This window comes from Novosphingobium guangzhouense (genome assembly GCF_002896965.1).
In the GTDB taxonomy this organism is placed as follows: Bacteria; Pseudomonadota; Alphaproteobacteria; order Sphingomonadales; family Sphingomonadaceae; genus Novosphingobium; species Novosphingobium guangzhouense.
This window is the reverse complement of sequence record NZ_LYMM01000002.1, coordinates 86982-112254: the sequence shown is the minus strand read 5'-3', so window position 1 is coordinate 112254 and position 25273 is coordinate 86982. Positions and strand designations below refer to the sequence as shown.

The 25273-nt window shown below is 64.9% G+C and carries 20 protein-coding genes; 10 read left to right on the top strand and 10 right to left on the bottom strand.

The annotated features are described in order from the left end of the window. Window positions 1-14: 14 nt before the first annotated feature. The 7 genes from accC to A8V01_RS01955 all read left to right on the top strand — a co-directional run bounded on the left by accC (window position 15) and on the right by A8V01_RS01955 (window position 8963). A complete protein-coding gene (accC, locus tag A8V01_RS01985) occupies window positions 15-1367 on the top strand; it encodes an acetyl-CoA carboxylase biotin carboxylase subunit (RefSeq protein WP_103094282.1) in 1353 nt (450 codons plus the stop codon). 92 nt (window positions 1368-1459) lie between these two features. Then, window positions 1460-2407, top strand: a complete 948-nt coding sequence (locus tag A8V01_RS01980; protein WP_103094540.1) for an acetyl-CoA carboxylase carboxyltransferase subunit alpha — start codon at window positions 1460-1462, stop codon at window positions 2405-2407. Window positions 2408-2602: 195 nt separating this feature from the next. Then, window positions 2603-5113: a DUF1592 domain-containing protein gene (locus tag A8V01_RS01975; RefSeq protein ID WP_103094281.1), complete on the top strand. Its 2511-nt coding sequence runs from the start codon at window positions 2603-2605 to the stop codon at window positions 5111-5113. Beyond that, window positions 5110-6447, top strand: a complete 1338-nt coding sequence (locus A8V01_RS01970) for a DUF1552 domain-containing protein (RefSeq protein WP_103094280.1) — start codon at window positions 5110-5112, stop codon at window positions 6445-6447. The genes A8V01_RS01975 and A8V01_RS01970 overlap by 4 nt, the downstream gene beginning before the upstream one ends. Then, entirely contained in the window at window positions 6440-7759 is a 1320-nt protein-coding gene (locus tag A8V01_RS01965; RefSeq protein ID WP_170065809.1) for an ankyrin repeat domain-containing protein, read from the top strand. Before A8V01_RS01970 ends, A8V01_RS01965 begins: the two co-directional genes overlap by 8 nt. Before the next feature lie 29 nt (window positions 7760-7788). Then, window positions 7789-8265 carry a c-type cytochrome gene (locus tag A8V01_RS01960; protein ID WP_103094279.1) on the top strand — a complete coding sequence of 159 codons (477 nt, stop codon included), beginning with the start codon at window positions 7789-7791 and terminating at the stop codon, window positions 8263-8265. Window positions 8266-8273: 8 nt separating this feature from the next. Further along, window positions 8274-8963, top strand: coding sequence for a cytochrome b/b6 domain-containing protein (locus A8V01_RS01955; protein WP_103094278.1), 690 nt, complete (start codon window positions 8274-8276; stop codon window positions 8961-8963). 23 nt (window positions 8964-8986) lie between these two features. Here the strand turns inward: A8V01_RS01955 and A8V01_RS01950 are convergent, their stop codons facing one another. The 4 genes from A8V01_RS01950 to A8V01_RS01935 form a co-directional block, all read right to left on the bottom strand. Further along, on the bottom strand, window positions 8987-10126 hold the full coding sequence (locus A8V01_RS01950; protein ID WP_245892262.1) for a purine nucleoside permease: 1140 nt from the start codon (window positions 10124-10126) through the stop codon (window positions 8987-8989). Window positions 10127-10197: 71 nt separating this feature from the next. After that, window positions 10198-12615 carry a TonB-dependent siderophore receptor gene (locus A8V01_RS01945; protein ID WP_103094277.1) on the bottom strand — a complete coding sequence of 806 codons (2418 nt, stop codon included), beginning with the start codon at window positions 12613-12615 and terminating at the stop codon, window positions 10198-10200. Window positions 12616-12758: 143 nt separating this feature from the next. Continuing rightward, on the bottom strand, window positions 12759-14294 hold the full coding sequence (locus A8V01_RS01940; protein WP_245892261.1) for an adenosine deaminase family protein: 1536 nt from the start codon (window positions 14292-14294) through the stop codon (window positions 12759-12761). Then, window positions 14291-15412 carry a purine nucleoside permease gene (locus tag A8V01_RS01935; RefSeq protein ID WP_170065808.1) on the bottom strand — a complete coding sequence of 374 codons (1122 nt, stop codon included), beginning with the start codon at window positions 15410-15412 and terminating at the stop codon, window positions 14291-14293. Before A8V01_RS01935 ends, A8V01_RS01940 begins: the two co-directional genes overlap by 4 nt. Before the next feature lie 279 nt (window positions 15413-15691). On the opposite strand from A8V01_RS01935, the gene A8V01_RS01930 reads away from it, so the two are divergent. The 3 genes from A8V01_RS01930 (at window position 15692) to A8V01_RS01920 (ending at window position 17821) form a co-directional block, all read left to right on the top strand. Next, a complete protein-coding gene (locus A8V01_RS01930) occupies window positions 15692-16621 on the top strand; it encodes a LysR family transcriptional regulator (RefSeq protein ID WP_103094276.1) in 930 nt (309 codons plus the stop codon). 85 nt (window positions 16622-16706) lie between these two features. Then, window positions 16707-17240: a phosphoribosyltransferase gene (locus A8V01_RS01925; protein ID WP_103094275.1), complete on the top strand. Its 534-nt coding sequence runs from the start codon at window positions 16707-16709 to the stop codon at window positions 17238-17240. 2 nt (window positions 17241-17242) lie between these two features. Beyond that, entirely contained in the window at window positions 17243-17821 is a 579-nt protein-coding gene (locus A8V01_RS01920) for an LOG family protein (RefSeq protein ID WP_103094274.1), read from the top strand. A 27-nt stretch (window positions 17822-17848) separates the two neighbouring features. On the opposite strand, the gene A8V01_RS01915 is transcribed toward A8V01_RS01920, so the two are convergent. The 6 genes from A8V01_RS01915 to xdhA are packed head-to-tail and all read right to left on the bottom strand — an operon-like array spanning window position 17849 to window position 25273. Further along, window positions 17849-18340 carry a DUF4269 domain-containing protein gene (locus tag A8V01_RS01915; RefSeq protein ID WP_103094273.1) on the bottom strand — a complete coding sequence of 164 codons (492 nt, stop codon included), beginning with the start codon at window positions 18338-18340 and terminating at the stop codon, window positions 17849-17851. Then, window positions 18337-19347, bottom strand: coding sequence for an adenosine deaminase (locus tag A8V01_RS01910; RefSeq protein WP_103094535.1), 1011 nt, complete (start codon window positions 19345-19347; stop codon window positions 18337-18339). Before A8V01_RS01910 ends, A8V01_RS01915 begins: the two co-directional genes overlap by 4 nt. Continuing rightward, window positions 19344-20633, bottom strand: a complete 1290-nt coding sequence (gene guaD / locus A8V01_RS01905; protein WP_103094272.1) for a guanine deaminase — start codon at window positions 20631-20633, stop codon at window positions 19344-19346. Before guaD ends, A8V01_RS01910 begins: the two co-directional genes overlap by 4 nt. Next, window positions 20633-21553: a xanthine dehydrogenase accessory protein XdhC gene (gene xdhC / locus A8V01_RS01900; protein ID WP_103094271.1), complete on the bottom strand. Its 921-nt coding sequence runs from the start codon at window positions 21551-21553 to the stop codon at window positions 20633-20635. Before xdhC ends, guaD begins: the two co-directional genes overlap by 1 nt. Continuing rightward, on the bottom strand, window positions 21550-23862 hold the full coding sequence (xdhB, locus tag A8V01_RS01895; protein WP_103094270.1) for a xanthine dehydrogenase molybdopterin binding subunit: 2313 nt from the start codon (window positions 23860-23862) through the stop codon (window positions 21550-21552). Before xdhB ends, xdhC begins: the two co-directional genes overlap by 4 nt. Continuing rightward, the gene (gene xdhA, locus A8V01_RS01890; RefSeq protein ID WP_103094269.1) at window positions 23855-25273 is read right to left on the bottom strand and encodes a xanthine dehydrogenase small subunit; all 1419 of its coding nucleotides are present in this window, start codon (window positions 25271-25273) and stop codon (window positions 23855-23857) included. Before xdhA ends, xdhB begins: the two co-directional genes overlap by 8 nt.

The following is a 25273-nucleotide window of genomic DNA, read 5'->3' as shown; positions in this document are numbered from 1 at the left end:
GAACGGGACCGGACATGGCCATCAAGCGCCTCCTGATTGCCAACCGCGGCGAAATCGCGCTGCGCATCCATCGCGCCGCGCGCGAAATGGGCATCGAGACCGTCGCGGTGCACTCCACCGCCGACGCCGACGCGATGCACGTGCGCCTTGCCGACCACGCGGTCTGCATCGGCCCGCCCGCCGCTAAGGACAGCTACCTCAACGTCGCCGCGATCATCTCTGCCGCAGAGATCACGCAGGCCGACGCGATCCACCCCGGCTACGGCTTCCTTTCGGAAAACGCCCGCTTCGCCGAGATCGTCGAGGCGCATGGCCTGAAGTGGGTCGGCCCGAAGCCCGAGCACATCCGCACGATGGGCGACAAGGTGGAAGCCAAGCGCACCGCAGGCGCGCTGGGCCTGCCGCTGGTCCCCGGCTCTGACGGCGCGATCGAAGACTTCGCAGAGGCGCGCGACCTTGCCGAAAAGATCGGTTATCCGGTCATCATCAAGGCGGCATCGGGCGGCGGCGGCCGCGGCATGAAGGTCGTTAATTCGGCCGAGGAACTGGAAAGCCAGATGGGCCAGGCCCGTTCGGAGGCCAAGGCGGCCTTCGGCGACGCCACGGTCTACATGGAAAAGTACCTCGGCAACCCGCGCCACATCGAGTTCCAGGTGTTCGGCGACGGCAATGGCGAAGCCGTCCATCTGGGCGAGCGCGACTGTTCACTGCAGCGCCGCCACCAGAAGGTGCTGGAAGAAGCCCCCTCCCCCGTCATCACGCCGGAAGAGCGCGACCGCATGGGCGGCATCGTTTCGAAAGCGATGGCCGACATGGGCTATCGCGGCGCGGGCACGATCGAGTTCCTGTGGGAAAACGGCGAGTTCTACTTCATCGAGATGAACACCCGCCTGCAGGTGGAGCATCCGGTGACGGAAGCCATCACCGGCGTCGATCTGGTGCGCGAACAGATCCGCATCGCCGACGGCCAGCCGCTGTCGTTCCGACAGGACGAGATCGAGTTCAAGGGTCACGCCATCGAATGCCGCATCAACGCGGAAGATCCGTGGAACTTCACCCCCTCGCCGGGTCAGGTGACGAACTACCACGCAGCGGGCGGCATGAACGTGCGCGTCGATTCGGGGCTCTATTCGGGCTACCGCATCCCGCCGTACTACGATTCGATGATCGGCAAGCTGATCGTGTCGGGCCGCAGCCGCAACGGGGCCATCATGCGCCTCAAGCGCGCACTGGAGGAAATGGTGATCGACGGCGTCAAGACCTCGATCCCGCTTCACCAGGCTCTGCTGGAAGATCCCGAGTTCAAGACCGGCGACTACACGATCAAGTGGCTGGAAGACTGGCTGGCCAAACGGGCCGCCGACTGAACGGACGGGGCGGGCCTTGCGCTCGCCCCTCCTCGTTTGAAGTAACGCATTGTGGTATCGGCTGAATGGCCGACGACACGGACTGGAAGATCATGATTTCGTTTCTCGACTTTGAAAAGCCGATCGCCGAGCTGGAAGCGCGCATCGCAGAACTGCGCGCCACCGCCGACGGCAGCGACCTCGACATCGAGAGCGAGATCGACAAGCTTGCGAAGAAAAGCGCAGGCATGCTGGAGACGACTTACGCCAAGCTTTCGCCCTGGCAGAAGACGCAGGTCGCCCGCCATCCGCAGCGCCCGCACTTCGTAGATTACCTGCGCCTGATCTTCACCGATTTCGTCGCCCTTGCCGGTGACCGCACGTATGGCGAAGATGCTGCCATCATCGGGGGCTTGGCAACGCTCGATGGCCGCAAGGTCATGGTGATCGGCCATGAAAAGGGGCACGACACCGCCACGCGCATCAAGCACAACTTCGGCATGGCCAAGCCCGAAGGCTATCGCAAGGCGATCCGCCTGATGGAAATGGCCAGCAAGTTCGGCCTGCCGGTCGTTACGCTGGTCGATACCGCCGGTGCCTTCCCCGGTGTCGAGGCTGAGGAACGCGGCCAGTCCGAAGCCATCGCCCGTTCTACCGAAGCCTGTCTGGCGCTTGGTGTGCCGATGGTGGCGGTGATCGTCGGCGAAGGCGGTTCGGGTGGCGCGGTCGCGATCGCCGCGGCCAACACCGTGCTGATGCTGGAGCACTCGGTCTATTCGGTAATTTCCCCCGAAGGCGCGTCCTCGATCCTGTGGCGCACGCCTGACAAGGCAGCCGATGCGGCCACCGCGATGAAAGTGACGGCGCAGGACCTGCTGGGCCTCAAAGTCATCGACGGCATCGTGCCCGAGCCCATCGGCGGTGCGCACCGCGATCCGACGGCGACGGCGCGCGCACTGGCCGATGCGGTCGGCCGCGAACTCGATGCGCTTGGCCGCCTGTCCGGCGCCGACCTGATCCGCCAGCGCGAAGAGCGCTTCCTGGCAATCGGTTCGCTCTGACCTTCGCGTCAGTTTGAGCGGGGGGCTTGTTGCGCCCCCGCTCTAATTTCCCGAACACCATGTCCGGTTATTGACGCTGGACGTCAACACCACCGACCGATAGTGGGATCGCCCAACACAGGTCCGCTTCGGCGGAACAGGGCACGCCGGACCAACCGCGATGACGCGGCGCCGGCCATGGGGTCGGGAACATCAATGAGCCTTTTCGGGCGGCATAACCTTGGCAGGACGACGCTTGCGCTGAGCGCGCTCGTCACTGCGGCCACCGTCTACGCGGCGACGCAGGGATCGGCGCAGGACAAATCACCCGATTTCGCCACGATGACCCCGCAGCAGGCCGCCGATTTCGTGGAGCCGATGCTGGGCGAATACTGTTCGCGCTGCCACAACGACATCGACATGATCGCCGATCTTTCAGTGGAAGATCTCAAGGCGGACGATATCCGCACCGGCCGCCATGCGGAGGAATGGGAGAAGATCCTGCGCCGCGTCGCCGCCGGGGAAATGCCGCCGCACGGCAAGACGCAGCCCTCTGCCCAGATGCGCGCCGCCTTCGTCAACTGGCTCGACACGTCGCGCGCGGGCTACCTTGCCGCCAACCCCGATCCGGGCCGCGCCACGATCCGCCGCTTGAACCGCATGGAATACGCCAACGCGGTGCGCGACCTGCTGGCGCTCGACGTGGATTTCAGCCGTGAGCTTCCCGCCGACAACTCCGGCTTCGGCTTCGACAATATCGCCGACGTGCTCTCCGTATCGCCCACGCTGATGGAGCGCTATGTCGCAGTCGCGGGCAAAGTGGGTCGCATGGCTACCGGCCTCACTTCGTCCCGCGAAGTGGTGACGACATGGCAGGTGCCCAAGGATGGCTCGGTCCAGAATTCGGGCGTTCCGGCTTACAACGAGCGTGCGGGTGCGATGCTGCCGCTGGCATCGCGCGGGGGCTATGCCCAACGTTACTATGCGCGCCGTGACGGGCAGTACGACATCTCGGCCTGGCTCAACGCCAATACCAACAACGAAACCGACAGACTGGCGGAGGACAAGGTCACCGCCCGCGTGCCGATGAAGGCAGGCTCCCATCTCGTGGCGCTGTCCTTCCGGCGCACCATCGCGCCTTCCGAAGCCGTGCAGGTGCTGCGCAACGATACCGACAAGGTGCCGCTGCCGCTCGACAAGCCGAAGATGCTGCCACTCGACGTGTGGGTAGACGGCAAGCTGGCCAGTACGCTGAACGTGCCCAGCTACCGCATGCACCAGCGCTATTCGCAAGCGAACTTCCCGCGCGACGTGCTGCAGGTGGATGTGGCAGGCCCGTTTGACGCGTCGGGAATGCCCGACACCCCCAGCCGCCGCGCCGTGTTCCTCTGCCGCCCGAAGAAGGCCAGCGAGGAAGAGGCGTGCGCGACGAAGATCGTCACCACCCTTGCCCGCCGCGCATGGCGTCGTCCGGTCGGCGGTTTCGACGTGGCTCCATTGCTGCGCATCTACGCCGACGAGCGCAAGGCTTCCGATTTCGAACACGGCATCGAAGCAGCGCTGGAAGCCGTGCTCGTCTCGCCCGAATTCCTGTTCGTGGTGGAGCGCGATCCGCAAGGCGCCATGCCCGGCAGCGTCAACCGTGTTTCGGACCTTGAACTGGCGACGCGCCTGTCGCTGTTCCTGTGGAGTTCGATCCCCGACGATCGCCTGCTGACCCTTGCCGAACAGGGCAGGCTGGCCCAGCCCGCCGTGCTTGATGCCGAAGTGGCCCGCATGCTGGCCGATCCGCGCGCAAAGGCACTGACGACGAACTTCGCGGGCCAGTGGCTCTACTTGCGCAACCTTGATCAGCAGCGCCCCGACACCGAGGTCTTCCCGCAGTTCGACGTGCGGCTGAAATCCGCGATGGCGACCGAGACGGAGATGTTCTTCGCGGACGTGCTGCGCAACGATCGGCCGGTGCTGGACTTCATCAGCGCCGACTACACGTTCCTGAACCAGCGGCTTGCCGAACACTACGGCATTTCAGGCGTCTCCGGCCCCGCGTTCCGCCGGGTGGCACTGCGCCCCGAATGGCATCGCGGCGGGCTGCTGGGGCAGGCGAGCATCCTGACCGTCACGTCCTATGGCAACCACACCAGCGTGGTGAAGCGCGGCAAGTGGATCCTTGAGAACATGCTCGCCGCCGCGCCGCCACCGCCACCGCCGGATGTGCCCGCGCTCAAGACCAGCCACGATGGCCGCCTGCTTACCGCGCGCCAGCAGCTGGAACTGCACCGCGCGAACCCGACTTGCGCCGCCTGTCACGTGAAGATGGACCCGATGGGCTTCAGCCTTGAGAACTTCGATGCCGTGGGCGCATGGCGAACCGTGGACGCGGGCCAGCCGATCGACACGATCGCGACGATGCCCGACGGCTTCCGGTTCGACGGCCTCACCGGCCTTCAGCAAGTGCTGATGGACCGAAAGGACGAATTCACGCGTGCCTTCACCGAACGGCTGATGACTTACGCCGTGGCGCGCGGGCTTTCCGCCAACGACATGCCCACGGTGCGCGCGATCGCCTCCGACGCCGCTGCGAACCAGTATCGCATCCAGACCATCGTGCGCGGCATCGCGAACAGCCCCGCCTTCACCCTGCGCCGCGTGCCGCAGCCGTTCAAGGCAGCGTATGGGGCGGCGTATGGAGCAGCGTATCTCGCCCCAAGGAACCCGACCCGATGAGAGTGATCCGCCCCGCCCTCTCCCGCCGCACACTGCTGCGCGGTGCCGGTGCCGCCATGGCGCTGCCCTTCCTCGAAGCGATGATGCCAGCCGCGAAGGCCGCTGACGTTTCTTCGCGCCCCAAGCGGCTTCAGGTGTTCTATTCCCCCAACGGCATGACAATGCCGGATTTCGTGCCCGCCACCACCGGCGCGGATTACGCGCTGCCTTCCTCGCTCCAGCCGCTGGCGCCACATCGCGATCAGATCGCCGTCATCACCTGCCTTGGCCATCCGCAGGCGGCGGCCATGGGCGACCGCCCCGCCGGGCACGGCCGTTCCTGCCCCGCCTTCCTGACCGGCGCACATGCCAAGCAGACCGAAGGGCCGGATATCCGGGCCGGCGTATCGATGGACCAGGTCTTCGCCCAGCACCTTGGCGATGCCACCCCGCTGGCCTCGCTGGAACTGGGGATCGACACCGCCAGCCTGCTGGGGTCTTGCGACATCAACTATTCGTGTGCCTATACCAACGGCATCTCATGGCTGACCCCCACGGTGCCGCTACCGGTAGAGGCCAACCCGCGCGCCGTGTTCGAGCGGCTGTTCGGCGATGGCGATACCGATGAAGCGGGCCGCCTTGCCCAGTTGCGCCGCCAGTCCTCGATCCTCGACTTCGTGATGGAAGACACCCGGCGTCTGTCCGGCCAGCTGGGGATGGAAGACAAGCGCAAGCTCGACGAATACCTGGATGCCACCCGCGCCATCGAAAAGCGCATCCAGCGCAGCGCCGCCTCGCCCGCCACGACGCAGGCGGCGAACCTCCAGCAACCCGCCGGCATTCCGGACGACTTTGCCGAGCATGTGAAGTTGATGATCGATCTGCAGGTGCTTGCCATGCAGGCCGATATTACCCGCGTCGGCACCTTCATGATCGGGCGCGAGCTGTCGAACCGCACGTACCCGGAAATCGGCGTGCCGGATTCGCACCACATGCTCAGCCACCACGGCAACAACCCGGACAAGATGGCGCAGCTGGCGAAGATCAACCGCTATCACATGGAATTCTTCGCCTATTACCTCCAGAAGATGCAGGACACGCGCGATGGAGACGCCTCGCTGCTGGACCGCACGCTGGTGATCCGGGGCTCTGCCTTCGGCGATTCCAACGAACATGACTACATGGACCTGCCGGTGATCGTGGCGGGCGGACTGGTGAAGGGTGGCCGCCACACGAAAGTCGAAAAGGGCACCACGATGTCCAACCTGATGCTCGCAGGCCTTCATGCCCTGGATGTACCGGCCGCAAAGTTCGGTGACAGCACCGCCCCACTCAGCGAGCTGACCCATGCTTAGGCTGCTGACGGGCGCAGCGCTGGTCACGCTGGCCGTCCCCGCACAGGCTGACCCGCTGGCCGATGCCCTTGCCACCGCCGATCCGGTTGCGGTGACAGCGGTTCTGGAGGCAGGCGGCGATGCGAACGCGGTACTGATGTACGGCGAAAGCCCCCTCGCCCGCGCGATCGAGACGCAGGATCCCGCGCTCGTCGCCGTGCTGCTGCAACACGGCGCGGAGCCCAATGTGGTGGATGCCGAGGGCCTGAGTCCCCTGTCGCTCGCCTGCGAACGCGGCAGTGCCCGGATCGTGCGGCAGTTGCTTGATGCCCGCGCCGATGCACGCAAGGCCGGGCCGGACGGCGCCACGCCGCTGGCGATCTGCGCGCGCTATTCATCGGCGGCGGTGGTGGAGCAAATGCTGCACAAGGGCGCAAGGGCCGACGCCGCCGATGCGCGCGGGCAGACGCCGCTGATGTGGGCCGCCTCTGCGGGGAACATCGACGCGATCGCAGCGCTGCTCAAGGCAGGCGCGAAAGCCAATCGCGTGACGCGCGAAGGGTTCACCCCGCTGTTCTTCGCGATCGCAAGCGGTTCGGCCGATGCCACCCGCGTATTGCTTGACGCGGGTGCCGATACGACCCATCGCGGACCGGAGAACACCAGCGCGCTGCAACTGGCGCTGTATCAGAAGAACTGGCGCGCGGCGCAAATGCTTGCCGCGCGCGGCTTCGACCTTGCCGAGCGGGACCGCAACGGCGAACAACCGCTCCACGTGGCGGCGGCAAGCGGCGATATCGCCCTGCTCGATGCGCTGCTGTCGAAAGGCGCAGACGTGAACGGCCTGACCGGCCCTTCGCGCATCACCTGGGTGACGGAAGCGAACTTCGGCGTCGCCCCGCCCCCCGTACCGCCAACGCCGCCCCTGCTGATGGCAGCGCAGGCCGGACAGGTAGAAGCGATGAAGCTACTGGTCGCACGCGGGGCTGATCCCCGCTTCGTGGCCGAGAACGGCGTCAATGTGGTGCTTGCCGCCGCTTCGGGGCGCAGTGCAGACGCGCTGCAAGCGGCGCTTGCCCTTGCCCCTGACGCCAATGTCGCCGACGCCAGGGGAACCACGCCGCTGCATCTCGTGCTGGGCGGCGGAATGCATGACCAGCTGGGCGCGATGCTCAGGGTGCTTGCCGCGCACCACGCCCGCCCCGACCTTGCCAATGCGCGCGGCACAACGCCCGCGCAGATGGCGCAAGGCGGTCTTGCGACGGTAAAAGCAGTCTACGATCAAGTCTTTGGCCAAACGGGCGCGCCCGTGTTAGCCAATGCGCGGCCCTGAATCATAACAACCCACAGGATCGACACACCATGACGCTTTCCAACAAGCTTTCGCTTGCCGTACTCGGCATGTCCGCCGCCGTGGTCGCCGTTACCGGCACCATGGCTGTTGCCGCCTCTCCCGCGCAGACCGCAATCACCACGCGTCAAGCCAACTTCAAGAAGATAGGCGGCGCGATGAAGGTTCTGAAAGACCAGCTTTCCAGCGGCTCCATCGACAAGGCGCAGGCCGTCGCCGCCGCAAAGACCCTTGCCGCAACCGGCCGTGCGCAAGCCACGCTGTTCCCCAACGGCTCGGGCGCATCGGCAGGCATCAAGACCGACGCCCTGCCCGCCGTGTGGAGCAACCGCGCGGCTTTCGACGGCGCGATGAAGGCTTATGTTGCGCAGGCCGACAAGCTCGTTGCCGCAGCCGGCACCGGCAATGCCGCCGCCATCGGCGCGCAGTTCAAGGCCGTGGGCGGCACCTGCGCATCGTGCCACAAGCAGTTCCGCGCCGACAACTGAGGCCATCGATGACCACCCGCTCCATTACGCCCGTCTGGGACCCGACCATCCGCCTGTTCCACTGGCTGCTGGTCGCGCTCATCGCCTTTTCGTGGTGGAGCGGGGAACAGCATGACCTCGAACGCCATCGCCTGTCCGGCTACGGCATTCTGGCCCTGCTGGTGTTCCGCGTATACTGGGGCTTCTTCGGCCCCCGCACGGCGCGCTTTGCCAGCTTCGTGCGTGGTCCGGGCGCGGTCGTCGCATATCTGAAGGCGCTTGGCAGCCGCAAGGCCGGCCATGCCGACGGCCACAACCCGCTGGGCGGATGGAGCGTCGTCGCCATGCTGCTGGCCGTGGGGGCGATGGTGACCGCAGGGCTTTTCGCCAGCGACATCGACATGCTCTACGATGGTCCGCTGGCGACATACGTGTCGTTCGACCAGTCCTCCGCCGCGTCCGACCTGCATTCCACCATCTTCAACGTGATCCTGGCGCTGGTGGCGCTGCACGTGATAGCCGTGGCGTTCTATCTGGTGTGGAAGCGCCAGAACCTTGTCCGTCCGATGATCACCGGAAAGCGCCCTGCCGCTCCCGAAGAACCGACGCAGGATCTGCGCTGGTCGCCGGTCAAGGCGTTGATCGGCATTGCGATCGCCGTGGCTTTCGCGTGGGCCGTTTCAACCGGCTTCCAGTTCGGCAACGCGCCCGCATACTGAAGCGGGCGCGCGTGCCGTCATTATCAGGGGGTGGCGTCCTTGTAACGGTCCCAGTTGCCGAGCAGTTCGTCCACCACCTTTGAACCCACGGTGTAGAGGTTCTCCACCGCTGCCTCCAGACCCGCATAGCCCTCGTTCTCGCGCAGCAGGTACGTCGCCGCATCGACGCCCGGCGGGGGCATCGTGAAGTTGGACCCGGCGCGCACTACCAGCACGCGATCGCGGTCAGCGCGACCCACGTTGTCGAGGTAGGTCATCGCCTGCATGACCCCGGTATCCTCCATCGCCGAAGTCACGAATTCGCCCTTGCCACCGCTCCAGTAGCGGACCCAGTCGTTGGCCCAGTCGGTCAGCTTTTCGCCGTGCCAGAAGGTCATGGCGGACAGCGTATCGCCTTCCAGCACGAAGGGCGCTTCCTGTGCATGAGGATAGTCGACGAACTTGGCGCGCTCCTCGGCAATTGCCGGGCTATCGGGCAGTTCGATATTCTTCGTCAGATCATACGCCCACTTTTCAAGGCTGGGGTTGATCTGGAACATCTCCCCGCCCGAAGGATCGGGCCTGGCGGTCTTGTCGTTCGGGCCCTTGGTGTTGCGGGCGAAGTAGCCGGTCTTCCAGTCGGCCGGGATTTCACGAGCGTCGATCTCGTGCGCAAGATCGCCGTCGACGACGTAGCGCGCCCAGGCGACCGAGCCGATCGAGGCATCCTCGGGATCGATGCCGGCGATGCCCGCGACCAGCCAGTACGCCTGGCTCAGATCGAAGCGCGGATCGAGGCCAAGCGCCATCGTCGCCGCCGTGGAACGCGCGGTGCCGATCCCGGTCACCATGCCCAGCACCTGCGTTTCGGGATTGTAGTAAAGATCGTGGAACGACTGCGGGAAGGGAATGCGCTGGGTCAGGCCCCGGCGCGCCTTCCATAGCTGGAATTCTCCCGCGACGTCGCCCTCGTCCTTGCCGATCTCGAACAGCGAAACGATCACCACCTTGACCGGCAGCGGATGATCGCACGGCGCACCGGGATCGCAATCTGTGACGGAGGAAGCGGAAACCGAGGCGGGAACCGAAGCCGATGCCGAGGCGGGTGCGTCGGCGGCGAACGCCGGTGCGGCCGTGGCAAGCATAGCGCCCGCCAGGAGGGTCGCGAGCGTCTGGGAGCGCATGATGAACCTTTCGATGAGTATCCGAGGAAGAAGGGAGCGCCGGCCATAGCCGACGCTCCCCCTCGGGGGGATCAGAACTTGTAGGAAATCGTCCCCTGGAAGCTGCGCGGACGTTCCGGCAGCACGATGGTGGAACCGAACAGTTCGGTGAAGTTGGCGCGGAAATACTTCTCGTTGGTGGCGTTCTTCACAACAAGGCGGAACAGGAACGGTCCCGTCTCGAACGAGGCGCCCACGTCAAACAGGGTGTAGGCGGGCAGCTTTACCGCGCGCGACTGGCCGGAATAGACCGAATCCACCTTCACCATGCTGCCGGTCAGCGCGATGCCGTTGTCGAAGGCATACGTCGCCGTCAGCGAATAGAGGTTGGTCGGAATGCCCGCGCGGCGGGATGCTTCCTTGTCCGGGATCGGAATAAGGCCGCCCGGCTGGCCGCCCAGGTACAGCGTCGGATCGGTGACGTTCACCAGATCCTCGATACCCAGGAAGCTGAACGTGCTGCCCGCTTCCAGGAAGCTGAGGTTGTAGACCTTGGTGCGGGTGTAGCCGCCGGTGATCAACAGGTGATCGTCCACCGCCCAGCGCATTTCTGCTTCGAGCCCCTTTGTCTCAACCGCCTGGTTCACGGTGGAGGACTGCGCGTTGTAGTCGGTGCGCTTCTGCTTGTAGACCGAGACCGCCGCGTAGAGGCGATCGTCCAGCCAGCTGCCCTTGAGTCCGCCTTCGTAAAGCTTGGACGCGGTGATGAAGGTGCCGCCTGCGATATTCTCAGGCGCGATTTCGGCACCCTGCCCGGCGATCACCACCGACTGGCGGGCGATCGTGGCGTAAGGGATCAGGCCGAAAGGCAGCTTGTAGTTGGCGCTTGCCGACCACGACCAGGCCCCCTTGCTGTCCGACGCACCGGGAATGTCGGGTGCGAATTCCATCTTGGGGATGTTGAAGTTCGACACCGCCTTGATGCGATCGTAACGCGCGCCCAGCGTGATATCGAGGCCGAACTTGAAGTCGAGGTCGGCAAGCCCGGCAAAGGCAATATCGGTGTAATGGCCACTGACGTAGCTGGTGTAGTCGCAGTCGCATTCGGTAGACAACAGGCGGTCGCTTGCCGGCGTGTAGCCCACGGCCAGGTCGACACGGTGGAAGTATTCGTAAGTGAAGTCCTCGCCGTGCTTGAAATTGGTGTATCGGATCGACGGAGACAGCTGGAACGCGAACTTGCCCGCATCGTTCTCGAACGTCTTGGAGACGACGATCTTGTCCTCGATCACGTAGGAATCGTGGAATTGCGAGAAGCCGTAAGCATTCTCGTTCATGTTTTCATAGCTGTCGTAGAACAGCTGGTTCTTGATCTCGATATCGCCGGGGCCGGTCCAGATAAGGTCGGCGTAAAGCGTGGTCGCATCGTTATCCAGCCGGTCGTTCGGGCCGGTCAGCGTCTTCTTGCGGCTCAGCTTGGTGGTGCCGGTATCGGTCAGTGCCAGCAGCGGATAGGCATCGAAGCTGGCATCGGTGAAGCCGGTGGGCGACAGTGCGAAAGGCGACATGTAGTTGGCGCCGCCGATCGAACGGATTTCCGCGGCCGAAATCTGCCCGTCGCCATCGAAGTCCAGCGACTGCGCTGCGCCGGTGATATACGTGCCGTTATCGACAAGGTCTTGCGTCAGGCGGTTCCAGCCGCCGTTCTGTTGACCGCGATAACGGTGGTACATTCCGCCGAATTCCAACCGCAGGTTCGGGGTGATATCGGTGTCAAACGCGGCCTGCAGAATGGTCTGCTTGGTCGACATGTTATCGTAGTAGCTGCCCGAATCCTCGATCTCGCCATAGAGGCTGTAACCGAATTCCTGCGTTCCCAGCTTGCCGGGGCCGCGGATTTCCGCCGACAGGTCGTTGCGCGACCAGGAACCGCCGGTGTAGCTGATCTTGCCCTCGGGGCTTGCGAGGTACGAACCGCCCTGCACGCGCGCTGATTTCGGCACGAAGTTCATGTAGCCGCCGGTCTTCGACGGGCCATAGATCGGCGATGCCGGGCCGCGCACGATATCGATGCGGTCGGACGCGGCGATCGGGGTCGGATAGTTGCCCGGATTGTCGAGACGGCGCATGCCACGGAAATAGACTTCGCCCGGCGTGCCGCGAATATCGAGCGCACCGCCGACACCGAAGAACGAGTTGGTGAACGTGCCCGGCGACTGCGCGACCAGATCGTAAATATCGGTGATGCCGAAGCGTTCGATCTGCTCGGTGCTGATGGTGGAAATCGCGCGCGGCGTCTCGGTCACGGTTTTGTCGAACCCGAAGACGGAACCGACACCTTCGATCGGCAGCGCACCGAGCGAGCCGGTGACTACGATGTCCTTGCCATCCTCGCTGGTGTCGCTCTGGGCGTCCTGAGCGAAGGCGGGTGTGGTGAGTGCTGTGCAGGAAAGCAGCGCGCTTGCGGCCAATACCGTCTTGCGCGTGGTGAAGCGGATCATTTCCCTCATGGTATGCCCCCTTTACGCGGCGGGCATGTCTGTGCCCCCGCTATGTGCTGTGGTGTCCCTCCTCTCCCGCACTTCTCTTGGCAGTTCCCTGTTGACGGTGCCCCGTTGCTTTGACGGCCGGCATCCGCGATCGCGGCGGGGGATCAGTCCCCCGCCGCGCCGTTCTTGTTCTTGAACCGGTCCAGCGAACGCTCGAACCGGTCGAAATTCATTTCCAGCCGCGCCTGCAGCATGGCCTTCTCGTTCTTCACGAGAAACGCCTTGCAGGATGCGGCGGCGAAATCCGCCGCACATGGCGCCACCGCGTCCCCATAACGGCGGCCCGCCCACAGGCTGGCGCCCGGCGCGAAGGAATATTCAAGGCTGTTGCGCGCCAGTTCCTTGAGGTCGGCGTAATGCAGCCCCTGTTGCTGCACCGCGCGGACATGTTCGTTGGTCATGTCCGACCGCAGCACGCCTTCGTCGTCGGTGGAAAGCATCACCGGCACCCCCATCGAGCGGTAGAGGTGCAGCGGATGGACCCCGCCTTCCACGCCGAGAATGACGGCATTGCTGGTAAGGTTGATCTCCACCGCCACGCCCTCACGCGCCATGCGGGCAAGGGTTTCGGGCGCGTTGACCTCGTAGGCGATATCCACGCCATGCCCGATGCGCCGCGCTCCCGAGGCGACGGCCTTGCCGATGTGATCCTCAAGATCCTTGGGTGGCACCAGTCCAAGCGCAAGTTCACCCGCATGCATGGTGACCTTCACCTTGGGATATTTCGCCTCAAGGAAGCGGAACATCGCCATGTGCAGGTCATAGTCGCGAAGGGCAACAGGATCGTCCTCGGGCATGACGATGTTCACGCCGACAAAGCGCGGATCCTTGTCTGCCAGCACGAAGCCCGCCAGCATCGACCGCCACACGACCTGCGGCGGCAAGCCGCGCATGGCCGAGTAGATGTAGTTCATCGCCACATCGCAGCCGGGATCGGCCGCCTTGGCCCCGCAGGACAGGCGCTTCTTCGCGAAGGCTTCTTCCTTGTCCACTTCCGCCATTGCCGGGGCCACCAGCGCCTGAGCCGCCGGAAGATCGCGCTTGTAAGCGGCTGCGATGCCTTCGGCGTCAAGCGGTCCATCGGGGGCGGACAGCATGAACGGGATCGTGCTGTCCGGGTTGTGCATCAGTTCGACGTAAACAAGGTTGTTGCGCCCGGCGCTTGCGAAGGCATCCGCCAGCCAGCGCGCATCCTCCCCTTCGGCGGCGGGTCCGAACTTGCGAAAGCTGGAGAAGAACTGGTTGTGCCCGGAAACCAGCGCCGGGCCGATCCCCTTCTGGAAGCCGCGCGTGGAAATCGCGTCGATCAGCCTTGCATAAGTGAACGGATCCTTCTCGGCCATACGGCCGATCTGCAGGTCTTCCGGGCACGGACCGGCCACGATGCGGGTGATGCCCGCGTCCGCGCACATGCCCTTGGCAGCCGCGACCTTGAGGAAATCCTCCGCATAGACCGAACCACCAAGGTGGTTGTGCAGGTCGCCGCCCTTGGGCATCGCCTGCAGGAACACACGCAAACGCCCGGCATTGCCTGCCATCTCATCAAGCATGGCCGAAGCCGCCGCCTCATCCGCATGTGCCGCCGGAGCGGCAAGCGGAAGGGCCAGCGTCGTCAGCAGGGTTGATAGAAGGCGCCTCACGGTACGGGGGCCACCGGCACGGTGTTTTCGTACTTGTCCCAGTGCTTGAGCAGTTCATGCACGACCGGCGCACCGACAAGGTAGTTCGCTTCGAACGCAGCCTTCTGCCCCGCGCCTTCGTTGGCTACGCTGTCCACCGCCGAGACACCCGGCGGCGGCATCGACGGGTTGGAGCCCGTACGCAGCACCATCACGCGATTGGGATCCACCAGCCCGTTCTTGGCCGCGATCAGGATCGAGCCCTGCTGGATCTGGCTTTCCATGTTGGTCATGGCGAAGCGACCCTTGCCATCGGTCCACAGCTTTACCCAGTCGCGCGCCCATTGCGTGCGGCTGGGGCCATGCCAGTAACGCAGGCCGCCCAGCGTCTCTCCCATCAGCACGAACGGCGGCTTCTGGGCATTGGGCCAGCCCTTCCAACGGGCACGGTCAGCCTGCAGTTCGGGCGAATCCGGGATCTTGACGTCCTTGCTGAGCCCATAGGCCCAGTATGCGAGACCCTGGTTCAGCTCTGCCGACATCGCCAGCTTGCGGGTATCGGTGAAGCCGGCGAAGTCCTCCGTCGCCTTGGGCAGCGTGTTGGGCTTGTCGGCGCCGATCGCGAAGAGACCATAGGGCCAGTCCTTGGGCACTTCGCGGTCATCGAATTCACGCAGCTTGTCGCCATCAACCACCCAGCGCGACCATGCCGCGCTGCCGACCGAGGCAAGCTGCGGGTCGACGCCGGAAATGCCGGTGAACAGCCAGTACGTCTTCGTGAAATCGAAACGCGGGTCCATGAGCAGCGCGGTCAGCTGGTCCGAAACGCTGCCGATCAGCGTGTCCAGGCTGCCCCAGACCATCCCATATAGACCATCGGCATTGCGGCGCAGCGGGTGAAGCGTGCCCTTGACCGGGATCACCTCGTCCAGATGCTCACGCTCGGCCCAGGCCTGGAATTCGCCGGGGGCATCGCCCTTGTCCTCGCCCGGTTCGAACGTGGCGACGACGATGACCTTCACCGGGATCGGCGCAACCTTGGGAATTTCCGGCAACGCCGGCTCTGCGGCCGACACGGCGACAGGCGCAAGCAGGCCCGCCGCTGCGGCAAGCGCCAGCGCACGCAAGGAAGCCCTCATGGGGCGGCCGGATCGAACAGAAATCATAGTAAACTTGAACCCCGAGAATGGGGGCGCGCCACGCAGGTTCGGTGGATTCACCCGGCACCGGCGCGCCCCTTACCAAAAAGCGCGGCTCCGGCGATCAACGATCCCCCTGTAGGGAGAGGATCGGGAAATCGCGGCCGTCGGATCGCACCTTGCAGTATTGCTAGCGGTGGTACGGCACAGGAGATAGTGCTAGCAAACTCAATGAATCCCACAGTCCGTTGCAAAAATTAGAGCAGGTCTGAAGTCGCCATGCCCGCCTTTTCCCGTTTTCTGCGCTATTTCATGGTCGTTGGCCGTCACGGATCGATCCGCAAGGCCGCCGACGAACTCAATGTCTCGGCTTCGGCGATCGCCCGCCAGATCCTCAACGTGGAGGCCGACATCGGCACTCCGTTGTTCGAACGCCTGCCTACCGGCCTGCGGCTGACGGCAGCGGGCGAAATCATGATGGCGGCGGGCAACCGCTGGCAGAAGAACATGCAGGATATCCGCGCCCAGATAGAGGATCTGCGCGGATTGAAACGCGGTCACGTGGAAATGGCGGTGATCGAGGCACTGGCCAAGGGCCACATCCCTGCCGCGATCCGCTCCATCAACGAGCGCTATCCCGGCATCACCGTGGACGTGAAAGTGCTGGAAAACGATCAGGTGCGCAAAGCCGTGGCCAATGGCGATGCGGATTTCGGCATCATGTTCGAACCGCAGAGCTACCGCGATCTCAACGTGCGCGCTTTCGTGGAAGTGGTGCTGGGCTTCGTCACGCCGGCGGGCCATCCGCTTGGCCTGCAGGACGAGGCGCGCTTCACTGCATGTACCGGCCTGCCGCTGATCCTGCCCTCCGAACCTCTGGCGGTAAGCCAGCAGATTTCCGTGCTCGAAGGCGCAACCGGGATGGAGATGGACCGCAAGGCCACGTCCGACAACATCCAGATGATAACTTCACTGGTACAGGAGGGCCTTGGCATCGGCATCCTGTCCTCTCTCGACGTGATTACCGAGGTGCAGGCCGGGCAGCTTTCCTTCACGCGCATCTCCGATGCCATGCTTCGGCCGATGACGCTGGCGCTTTGCACCAACTCCGCGCGCACGCCGTCCTATGCCGCCGGCATCGTGCTGAGCGAGATCGAGAACGGCTTTTCCAGGCTCAGTTATCTCGAATCCATGCGGCCCGGCGGGTAAAACGGCTTCGCAGGCGATTGCCCTGAACGCAGGCAGGCGATATTCGCGGGACTTTCCCGACATCGCCGGACAGGATTCGCTCCGCATGAGCCACAACCCCGAACCCCAACTGCATTACCTCGAATACTACGAGGACTTCCTTGCCAAAGTCCGCATCCTTTCGCGCAAGATCCGCGAAAGTGAATGGCAGCCCGAATTCATCATCGGCGTCGGCCGCGGCGGCCTGGTGCCCGCGGTCTACATCTCGCACCAGCTGGAACTGCCGATGCTGTCGATCGACCATTCGGCCAAGGTTCCCGGTTTCGCCGACGAGCTGCTCGGCAAGGTTGCCGGCATGAGCGCGGAAGGACGGCGCCTGCTGTTCGTGGACGACATCAACGACAGCGGCGGCACCATCGAATATATCCGCAACCTGCTGGGCGACAGCGGCTGCGACCATGGCAACCTGCGCTTTGCCGTGATGATCAACAACACCCGCTCCAAGGCCGTCGCCGAACTTTACGTCGACGCCATCGATCGTGACGAGGACAAGCGCTGGTTCGTGTTCCCTTGGGAGTCGGTCGGCACCAAGGACGCCATCGTCGAGGAAGCGCGCTCGGTTCCTGAAAGGCTTGGCTGATCATGCGGATCTGCGTCTATCTGGGATCGTCCGCAGGCGTTAACCCCCTGTACCGTGAAGCCGCGCACCAGTTCGGCACCCTGCTTGCCAAGCGCGGCATCGGCCTCGTCTACGGTGGCGGCATGGTGGGCCTGATGGGCGTGGTCGCGGACGCGGCCTGCGCGGCTGGCGGCGAAGTCATCGGCGTTATCCCCGAAGCCCTGCGCGCGCGCGAACACGACCATCAGGGCATCACCGAGCTTCACGTCGTCAAGACCATGCACGAACGCAAGGCGATGATGGCCAACCTTTCGGACGGCTTCGTCACCCTGCCCGGCGGCATCGGCACGTTCGAGGAAATGTTCGAGGCTTGGTGCTGGACCCAGCTGGGCTACCATAACAAGCCGGTGGGCCTGCTGGACGTCAACGGGTTCTATTCGGGCCTGCGCCAGTTCATCGACAACGTGGTGGAAGAAGGCTTCCTCCAGCCGCGCCACCGCGCGATGCTGCTGGTGGAAAGCGATCCCGAAACGATGATCGACCGCATCGTCAACTTCGTCCCGCCCGAAAACGAGCACTGGCTCGGCGCGCAGGACGTCTAAGGTCGGCCCGATGGGGCTTGGGCAGGATCAGCCTGTCGAAGCCCCATCCGCCATACGCAAAAGCGCCGCGTAAGGGTCACCCTCCAGCCCCAGCACGTGCGCAAAGGCGGGTTCGGTCTTCATCCCCCGACGCCGCGCAGCCATCACCGATGCGCGAAAATCATCGCCCCGCTCGTCAAGCAGGCGACGTTCGATCTCGAAATGCCGCCAGCCCATCTGCGCATCAACCGGCACCGGCGAGCCGAACAGTTCGAACGGCACGCCCGCAATCGTGAACCCCGCCACCACGGCCCGTTCATCGTGCGCCCACTGGTGCATCGCAAAGCCCTGCGCACCCGCGAACGCCCCCCACACCACGCGCGCGAAGGCATGGGCGTCAGGTGCATGGCACAGGACGTCGATATCGCTGCCCGGCACATCGATGCCCAACGGAAACGTCCCGGCCACACGCGGATCGAATGCGGCCAGGACCGTCAGGACATTGCTGCGGTCAAGCGCGGCGCGCCAGTTGGCGCTCACCCTGCCGCGTAAGCCTCCAGCCGCTCTACATGCCGCGCAACGGCTTCGGCCGGCAGGAACGAGCCGGTGAAGCTGTTGCGCGCCAGCGTCACCAGATCGGCACGGGAAAGCCCGCGCGCCTGTGCCACGGCACGGTAATTGTCGGCCACGTAACCGCCGAAATAGGCCGGATCATCGGAATTCACGGTCGCCTTCAACCCTCTGGCCAGCATCCGGTCCAGCGGGTGATCGGCAAGGTCGTTCACCACGCAAAGCTTGAGGTTGGACAGCGGACAGACCGTCAGCGTCATTTCCTCTGCTGCAAGGCGGGAAACCAGCGCCTCATCCTCCAGCGCGCGGTTGCCGTGATCGATGCGATCGACGCCAAGAAGGTCCAACGCTTCATGCACGTAGGCGGGCGGGCCTTCTTCTCCGGCGTGGGCGGTAATCTTCAGGCCCTTTTCACGCGCCGCCGCAAAGACGCGCGCGAACTTGGCAGGCGGATGGCCGACTTCCGAACTGTCCAGTCCCACCGCCGTGATCCGGTCGAGCCAGGGTTCGGCCATCGCCAGCGTGGCGAACGCCGCCTCTTCCGACAAGTGGCGCAGAAACGAGAGGATCAGTTGCGAGGTAAGTCCGTATTCGGCCTCTGCCGCCGCCATGGCCGAAAGCAGCCCTTCGATCACTTCCGCGAAGGGAATGCCGCGATCGGTATGGGTCTGCGGATCGAACATGATCTCTGCATGGACCACGCCGTCCGCAGCGGCGCGGGCGAAATAGGCCATCGCAAGGTCGTGGAAATCCGCCCGCGTGCGCAGCACGTCCGCGCCCGCATAGTAGATGTCGAGGAAGTCCTGCAGGTTCGAGAAGTCATAGGCAGCGCGCACCTCCTCCACCGAGGCGTAGGGAATGGCGACATTGTTGCGCTGCGCCAGTTCGAACATCAGTTCGGGCTCAAGGCTGCCTTCGATGTGCAGGTGCAGTTCGGCCTTGGGCAGGCCGGCGATAAACTGGGAAAGATCGGTCATGGTGTCCTTTTGTACGCGCATTCGCCCAGCAGGTAAGTACGGGAAATGGCGCGCTCGTCTCCAAGGATCTGGAGTGCGAAGAGCCGCGTGGCAAGGTCGGCCCCGCCGTTTTCCTTTGCCGTGCGCCGCGCCATGAGCGGCGTGGCGGCGCTGTCCAGCACGACGAAGTCCGCCTCCTGCCCCACTTCCAGTGCGCCTACCCGGTCTGCGATGTGCAGCAGCGACGCGCTGCCTGCCGTGGCGAGGTACAGCGCGCGGAACGGGTCCAGCCGGTCTTCGCGCGCCAGTGCCGCCTGATAGGCAAGGCCCGCCGTGCGCAGCATGGAGAATGAGGTGCCCGCGCCGATATCGGTGCCAAGCCCAAGGCGCAGCGCATGGCGGTCCGCCTGACCGAAATTGAAATGCCCGGACCCCAGGAACAGGTTGGACGATGGGCAAACCGCCACACCCGCGCCGCTTTCATGCAGGCGCGTGCAGGCCCGGTCGGACAAGTGAATGCCGTGCGCAAAGACCGAACGCGGCGTGACCAGCCCGAACCGGTCGTAAGCGTCGAGGTAATCCGCGCTGTCCGGGAAACGGGCGGCGACGGCGGCGACTTCATGGACGTTTTCCGATAAATGCGTGTGCATCAGCACATCCGGATGCTCGGCCAGCAACGCCCCCGCATCGGCAAGCTGCGCATCGCTGGAAGCCAGCGCAAAGCGCGGCGTCACCGCATAACCAAGCCTGCCGCGCCCGCGCCAGCGGCGGATCAGCGCCTCTGTTTGCGCACGGCCGGAGGTGACGGTGTCCTGCAGCCCGTCGGGGCCAAGGTCCATCAGCACCTTGCCTGAAACGATGCGCATGCGCCGTTCCAGCGCCGCTTCGAACAGGGCGTCCACCGATTGCTCGTGGACCGTGGGATAGACCAGCGCGCTGGTGGTGCCATTACGCAGCAGTTCATCAAGGAAGAACGCCGCCACGGCATCAGCATGAGCCTTGTCGGCAAAGGCTTTTTCAGCCGGGAAGATGTGCTTGTCGAGCCAGTCGAGCAGCTGTTCGCCATAGGATGCGATACGGTCGGTCTGGGGATAGTGGACATGGGCATCGATGAAACCGGGCACGACCAGGCCGGGCAGCTCTTCGGCATCGGGATAAGTATCGGCAAGGTCGGCGTAGGCGCCGCGCGCGATGACCACGCCATCCTCCACGACGAGCAGGCCGTCAGGTTCGTGGCGAACGGCATCGGCCGCGTCGCGGGGATCATGCGCGACCGAAAGCAATTCGGCGCGGTAGGCGCGGATCATCAGAGTCCTCTCAATTGCAGCAATTGCGCGCAAACGGCGATGGCGATCACGTCCGGCTCCTTGCCGGAGACGCCGGGCACGCCGATGGGCGCGGTAAGGCGCTCCAGTGCCTCGGGTGGGATGCCATCCGCGGCCAGTCGTGAACGGAAGCGGGCGATCTTGGTGGATGAGCCGATCAGCCCCACGAAAGCAAGAGGATCGCGCCCCAGCGCCGCCAGCGTCAGGTGATAGTCCAGCGGGTGGTCGTGGGTCAGGATCAGCATGGCCGCGTCCGCCGGTGCTTCGGCCACGCAATATGCGATCTCTTCTTCCGGCACTACGGTGACGCCATCGATATGCGCCTGCTCGGACCGCGTATCGAACCACGCCAGTTGCAGCGGAAGCCCCGTCATGTGCCGGGCGATGGCCTGCCCAACGTGACCCGCGCCGAACAGATAGACCGGCCGTGGCCGCTCGCCCACCGGCTCGACGATCCGGGCACCCACTTCGGGCTTGTCACCCCGCGCGGACTGGCGCGTGGCCGTCTCACGGTCGAACACGCGGCGTTCCAGCGCATCTTCGGAAAACCGGGTCGCCAGCATCCGGCCGGGCTCGGCATCATGCAGCCAGTCAAGCGCATCGACATCGAGATGCTCCACCAGCACGCGCACCCGGCCACCGCAGCATTGCCCCAGCAGCGGGCCAAGCGGATAGTCCTGCACCCGCCATGTGCCGGGAGGATGGTCAAGGATCGCCCGCGCCTGATCGACCGCGCGGTATTCCAGCTGGCCACCGCCGATGGTCCCTTCCTGCCCCTGCGCGGTAACAAGCATCCGCGTACCCGCCCCGCGCGGGGCCGAGCCTTCGCTGGCCAGCACGGAAACCATCGCGGTCGGGACCGTCCGGTCCAGCCGCCGCAGCCAGCCAATCCACTGGCTCATACGGCCGCCTTGTGCGCCGCGATGGCCTTGAGAATATGCTCGGGCGTACAGGGAGCATCCAGCGGCGGCAGCGCGCGCTTGTCCGGCATGGTCGCCGCAACCGCGCGGTTGAGCGCCGAAAACACCGAGATCGCCAGCATGAACGGAGGTTCGCCCACCGCCTTGGAGCGATTGATCGTCGGCTCCACGTTCTCACCGTCCCACAACGTCACAGTAAAGTGCTTCGGTCGGTCGGACGCGGTGGGAATCTTGTAGGTCGCAGGGCTATGCGTAAGCAAACGGCCCTTGCCATCCCAGACCAGTTCCTCGGTCGTCAGCCAGCCCTGCCCCTGAATAAAGCCGCCCTCGATCTGGCCCTTGTCGATCACCGGGTTCAGCGACCGTCCAACGTCATGGATGATGTCCACGGCCAGCACCTTGTGCTCTCCGGTCAGAGTGTCGATCACGACTTCGCTTACCGCCGCGCCATAGGCGAAATAGTAGAACGGACGGCCCTTGAAGACCGAACGGTCGTACTCGATCCCCGGCGTCGCGTAGTACCCGGTGGAGGACAGCGAGATGCGACCGATATGCGCCTTGCGCGCGACCTGCCCGAAATCCAGCGTCTCCGCACCGACGATCACGCCGCCGGGGGTGAAATGCACGGCTCCCTCTTCCAGCCCATATGTGCGGGCAAGGAAGGTGGTCAGCCGGTCGCGGATCGTCATTGCCGCATTGTGCGCCGCCATGCCATTGAGGTCCGCGCCCGAACTGGCTGCCGTAGCCGATGTGTTGGGCACCTTGTCGGTCCGCGTCGCGGTGATGCGGATGGTTTCCATCGGCACCGCGAAGACGTCTGCCACCACCCGCGCGACCTTGGTATAGAGGCCCTGCCCCATCTCGGTGCCGCCATGGTTCACCTGGATCGACCCGTCCGCGTAGACGTGAACCAGCGCACCGGCCTGATTGAGATGGGTCGTGGTAAAGCTGATGCCGAACTTCACCGGCGTCAGCGCGATACCCTTCTTGAGTACCGGATTGGCGGCGTTGAACGCCTCCACCGCGCGCGCCCGCTCGTCATAGCGCGCGGTCTGGCGCAGCCGGGCGATGATCTGCGGCGCGACGTTGTCGGCAACGGTCATCGCATAAGGGGTGGTCTCACGCCCCGGCCCGTAGAGATTGGCTACCCTGACGTCGAGCGGATCAAGGCCCAGTGCCATCGCCACGTCATCGATGACGCGTTCGATCGCCAGCATGCCCTGCGGCCCGCCGAAGCCACGGAAGGCGGTGGCCGACACGGTGTTGGTCTTCAGCCGCTCCGACACGACTTCGACATCCGGCAGGAAGTAGCAGTTGTCCGAATGGAACATTGCGCGGTCGTTGATCGCGGGAGACAGGTCCACCGTCGCCCCGCAGGCCGAGGCAAGATGCAGCGACAGCGCCAGCAGATGGCCCGCATCGTCGAAGCCGACTTGATACGCGATCTCGAAGGGATGCCGCTTGCCGGTCATGACCATGTCGTCATCACGATCGCAGCGGAACTTGGCGGGTCGGCCGGTCTTGCTGGCGACCAGCGCTGCGGCGGCAGCGAACAGCGCGGCCTGCGTTTCCTTGCCGCCAAACGCACCGCCCATGCGCCGCACTTCCACCGTCACATCGGCAGAAGACACATGCAGCATATGCGCGACAAGGTGCTGAACCTCGCTCGGATGCTGGGTGGAGCACAGGACATGGACCTGCCCGTCCTCTCCCGGCGTCGCCACCGAGACCTGCCCTTCGAGGTAGAAGTGATCCTGCCCGCCCATCGCGAAACGGCCGGACAGCCGGTGCGGCGAGGCGGCAAGTGCAGCGGCTGCATCTCCTCGCGCCATGCGCTGCGCGGGTTCGATATGCGATCCGGCAGCCTGCGCCTGGGCGACGGTTACCGCAGCGGGCAGCGGCTCATATTCGATCTGCCCCAGCCGCGCGGCTATGCGGGCCGCGCGCTGGCTGGTCGCGGCGACAAGGAACACGGCCTGTCCATGGCACAGCACTTCGCCATCGGCCAGCAGGCGGTCGTCGCCGGCAAAGGGGCTGACGTCGTTCGCGCCGGGAATGTCTGCAGCGGTGTAGACCGCAACGACGCCGGGGGAAGCCAACACCTTCGACAAATCCATCGAGACAATGCGCGCGCGCGCCTCGCTCGACTGACCGAACGCAAGGTGCAGCATGTCGGCAGGTTCGGTCAGGTCGTCCGCATAACGCGCCTCGCCCGCAACGTGGAGCCGGGCGCTGTCGTGCGGATGCGAAGGTTTGGGCAATACCTTCCAGGCAGGATCACGCTCAGCCATCGAGCGCCTCCAGCACCGCTACGGCAACCCCTTGCGAGCGCAGCCAGAGACGGCGCAGCAAGTTGGCGGCAGCTTCCACACGATAGGCCGCAGAGCCGCGCACGTCGGTCAACGGATCGAAATCCGCCTTCAATGCTTCCGCCGCTGTGGCGAAGGTGGCTTCGGCAAAGGGCTGGCCAAGCAGCGCATCCTCGCACCGGGCGGCCCGTTTTGGCGTTGCAGCCATGCCGCCGAAGGCCACGCGGGCGTCACGGATCACACCGTCCTCCACCCGCAGCATGAAAGCGCCGCAGACGGCCGAAATATCACTGTCAAACCGGCGCGAAAGCTTGGAAATCAGGATCACCGCATCCGCCGATGGGCGCGGAATGCGGATGGATTCGACAAACTCTCCGGGCTGCCTGTCCTGCTTGCCATAGCCAAGGAAGTAATCCTCCAGCGGCATCGTCCGCCGCCCTGCCATGCTGCGCAGCGTAAGTTCGCCGCCAAGCGCAATAAGCGCGGGCGGCCCATCACCGATCGGCGAGCCATTGGCCACGTTGCCACCCACGGTCCCGGCATTGCGCACCTGCAGCCCGCCGATGCGGCGCACCAGTTCGCCAAGCTCAGGGTGCAGCCGCGCCATCGCAGCATGGGCATCGGCATAGCGCACCCCGGCCCCAAGCGTCAGAGCATCGGCGCTTTCTTCAATCACCGCCAGTTCCGCGATCCCGCCCAGGAAGATCACCGTGCCCAGATCACGCAAGCCCTTGGTCACCCACAGGCCCACATCGGTTGCCCCGGCGATCATACGCGCATCGGGATGTTCGGCCAGCAGGCGGGCAAGTTCGTCCGCAGAGCGCGGCGCAAACCAGCGGCGTCCCTGCCATTCGCCCGAAGCGCTGCCCTGCAGCCCCCGAAGGGCGGTGACGACCGCCGCATCGTCCTGCGCGAAGGGCGCCGCAGCCTCTCCCGCCTCGATGATCGGGCCATAGCCGGTGCAGCGGCACAGGTTGCCCGCGATGACATCCTCCACAGGCAGTTCGCACCCGCGCGCGCCGATGGTGCGGCCGTGCAGCGACATGACGAAGCCCGGCGTGCAGAACCCGCACTGCGAACTGCCGTTGCAGGCCATCGTCTCCTGCAGCGGATTGAGCGCGCCGCCCACATCCTTGAGGCTTTCGACGGTCATCACCGCCTTGCCGTCCAGCATCGGCAGGAACTGGATGCAGGAATTGACCGCACGCCATGCCAGTTCATCGCCTTCCAGCGAACCGACAAGCACCGTGCAGGCACCGCAGTCCCCCTCGGCGCAGCCTTCCTTGGTACCGGTGCGGCGCATCGTGTAGCGCAGATGGTCCAGCACCGTGGCGGTCGGATCGACCGCGTCCAGTTCGACCATTTCACCGTCGAGAAGAAAACGCACCGCCAC

Coding starts and splice junctions, on each gene's coding strand:
- A8V01_RS01960 (WP_103094279.1), top strand. CDS start 7,789: ATGACGCTTTCCAACAAGCTTTCGCTTGCCGTACTCGGCATGTCCGCC.
- xdhB (WP_103094270.1), bottom strand. CDS start 23,862: ATGGCTGAGCGTGATCCTGCCTGGAAGGTATTGCCCAAACCTTCGCAT.
- A8V01_RS01935 (WP_170065808.1), bottom strand. CDS start 15,412: ATGAGGGCTTCCTTGCGTGCGCTGGCGCTTGCCGCAGCGGCGGGCCTG.
- A8V01_RS01925 (WP_103094275.1), top strand. CDS start 16,707: ATGAGCCACAACCCCGAACCCCAACTGCATTACCTCGAATACTACGAG.
- A8V01_RS01970 (WP_103094280.1), top strand. CDS start 5,110: ATGAGAGTGATCCGCCCCGCCCTCTCCCGCCGCACACTGCTGCGCGGT.
- guaD (WP_103094272.1), bottom strand. CDS start 20,633: ATGATCCGCGCCTACCGCGCCGAATTGCTTTCGGTCGCGCATGATCCC.
- A8V01_RS01955 (WP_103094278.1), top strand. CDS start 8,274: ATGACCACCCGCTCCATTACGCCCGTCTGGGACCCGACCATCCGCCTG.
- A8V01_RS01910 (WP_103094535.1), bottom strand. CDS start 19,347: ATGACCGATCTTTCCCAGTTTATCGCCGGCCTGCCCAAGGCCGAACTG.
- A8V01_RS01930 (WP_103094276.1), top strand. CDS start 15,692: ATGCCCGCCTTTTCCCGTTTTCTGCGCTATTTCATGGTCGTTGGCCGT.
- A8V01_RS01975 (WP_103094281.1), top strand. CDS start 2,603: ATGAGCCTTTTCGGGCGGCATAACCTTGGCAGGACGACGCTTGCGCTG.
- accC (WP_103094282.1), top strand. CDS start 15: ATGGCCATCAAGCGCCTCCTGATTGCCAACCGCGGCGAAATCGCGCTG.
- A8V01_RS01945 (WP_103094277.1), bottom strand. CDS start 12,615: ATGAGGGAAATGATCCGCTTCACCACGCGCAAGACGGTATTGGCCGCA.
- A8V01_RS01950 (WP_245892262.1), bottom strand. CDS start 10,126: ATGCGCTCCCAGACGCTCGCGACCCTCCTGGCGGGCGCTATGCTTGCC.
- A8V01_RS01920 (WP_103094274.1), top strand. CDS start 17,243: ATGCGGATCTGCGTCTATCTGGGATCGTCCGCAGGCGTTAACCCCCTG.
- A8V01_RS01980 (WP_103094540.1), top strand. CDS start 1,460: ATGATTTCGTTTCTCGACTTTGAAAAGCCGATCGCCGAGCTGGAAGCG.
- xdhC (WP_103094271.1), bottom strand. CDS start 21,553: ATGAGCCAGTGGATTGGCTGGCTGCGGCGGCTGGACCGGACGGTCCCG.
- A8V01_RS01965 (WP_170065809.1), top strand. CDS start 6,440: ATGCTTAGGCTGCTGACGGGCGCAGCGCTGGTCACGCTGGCCGTCCCC.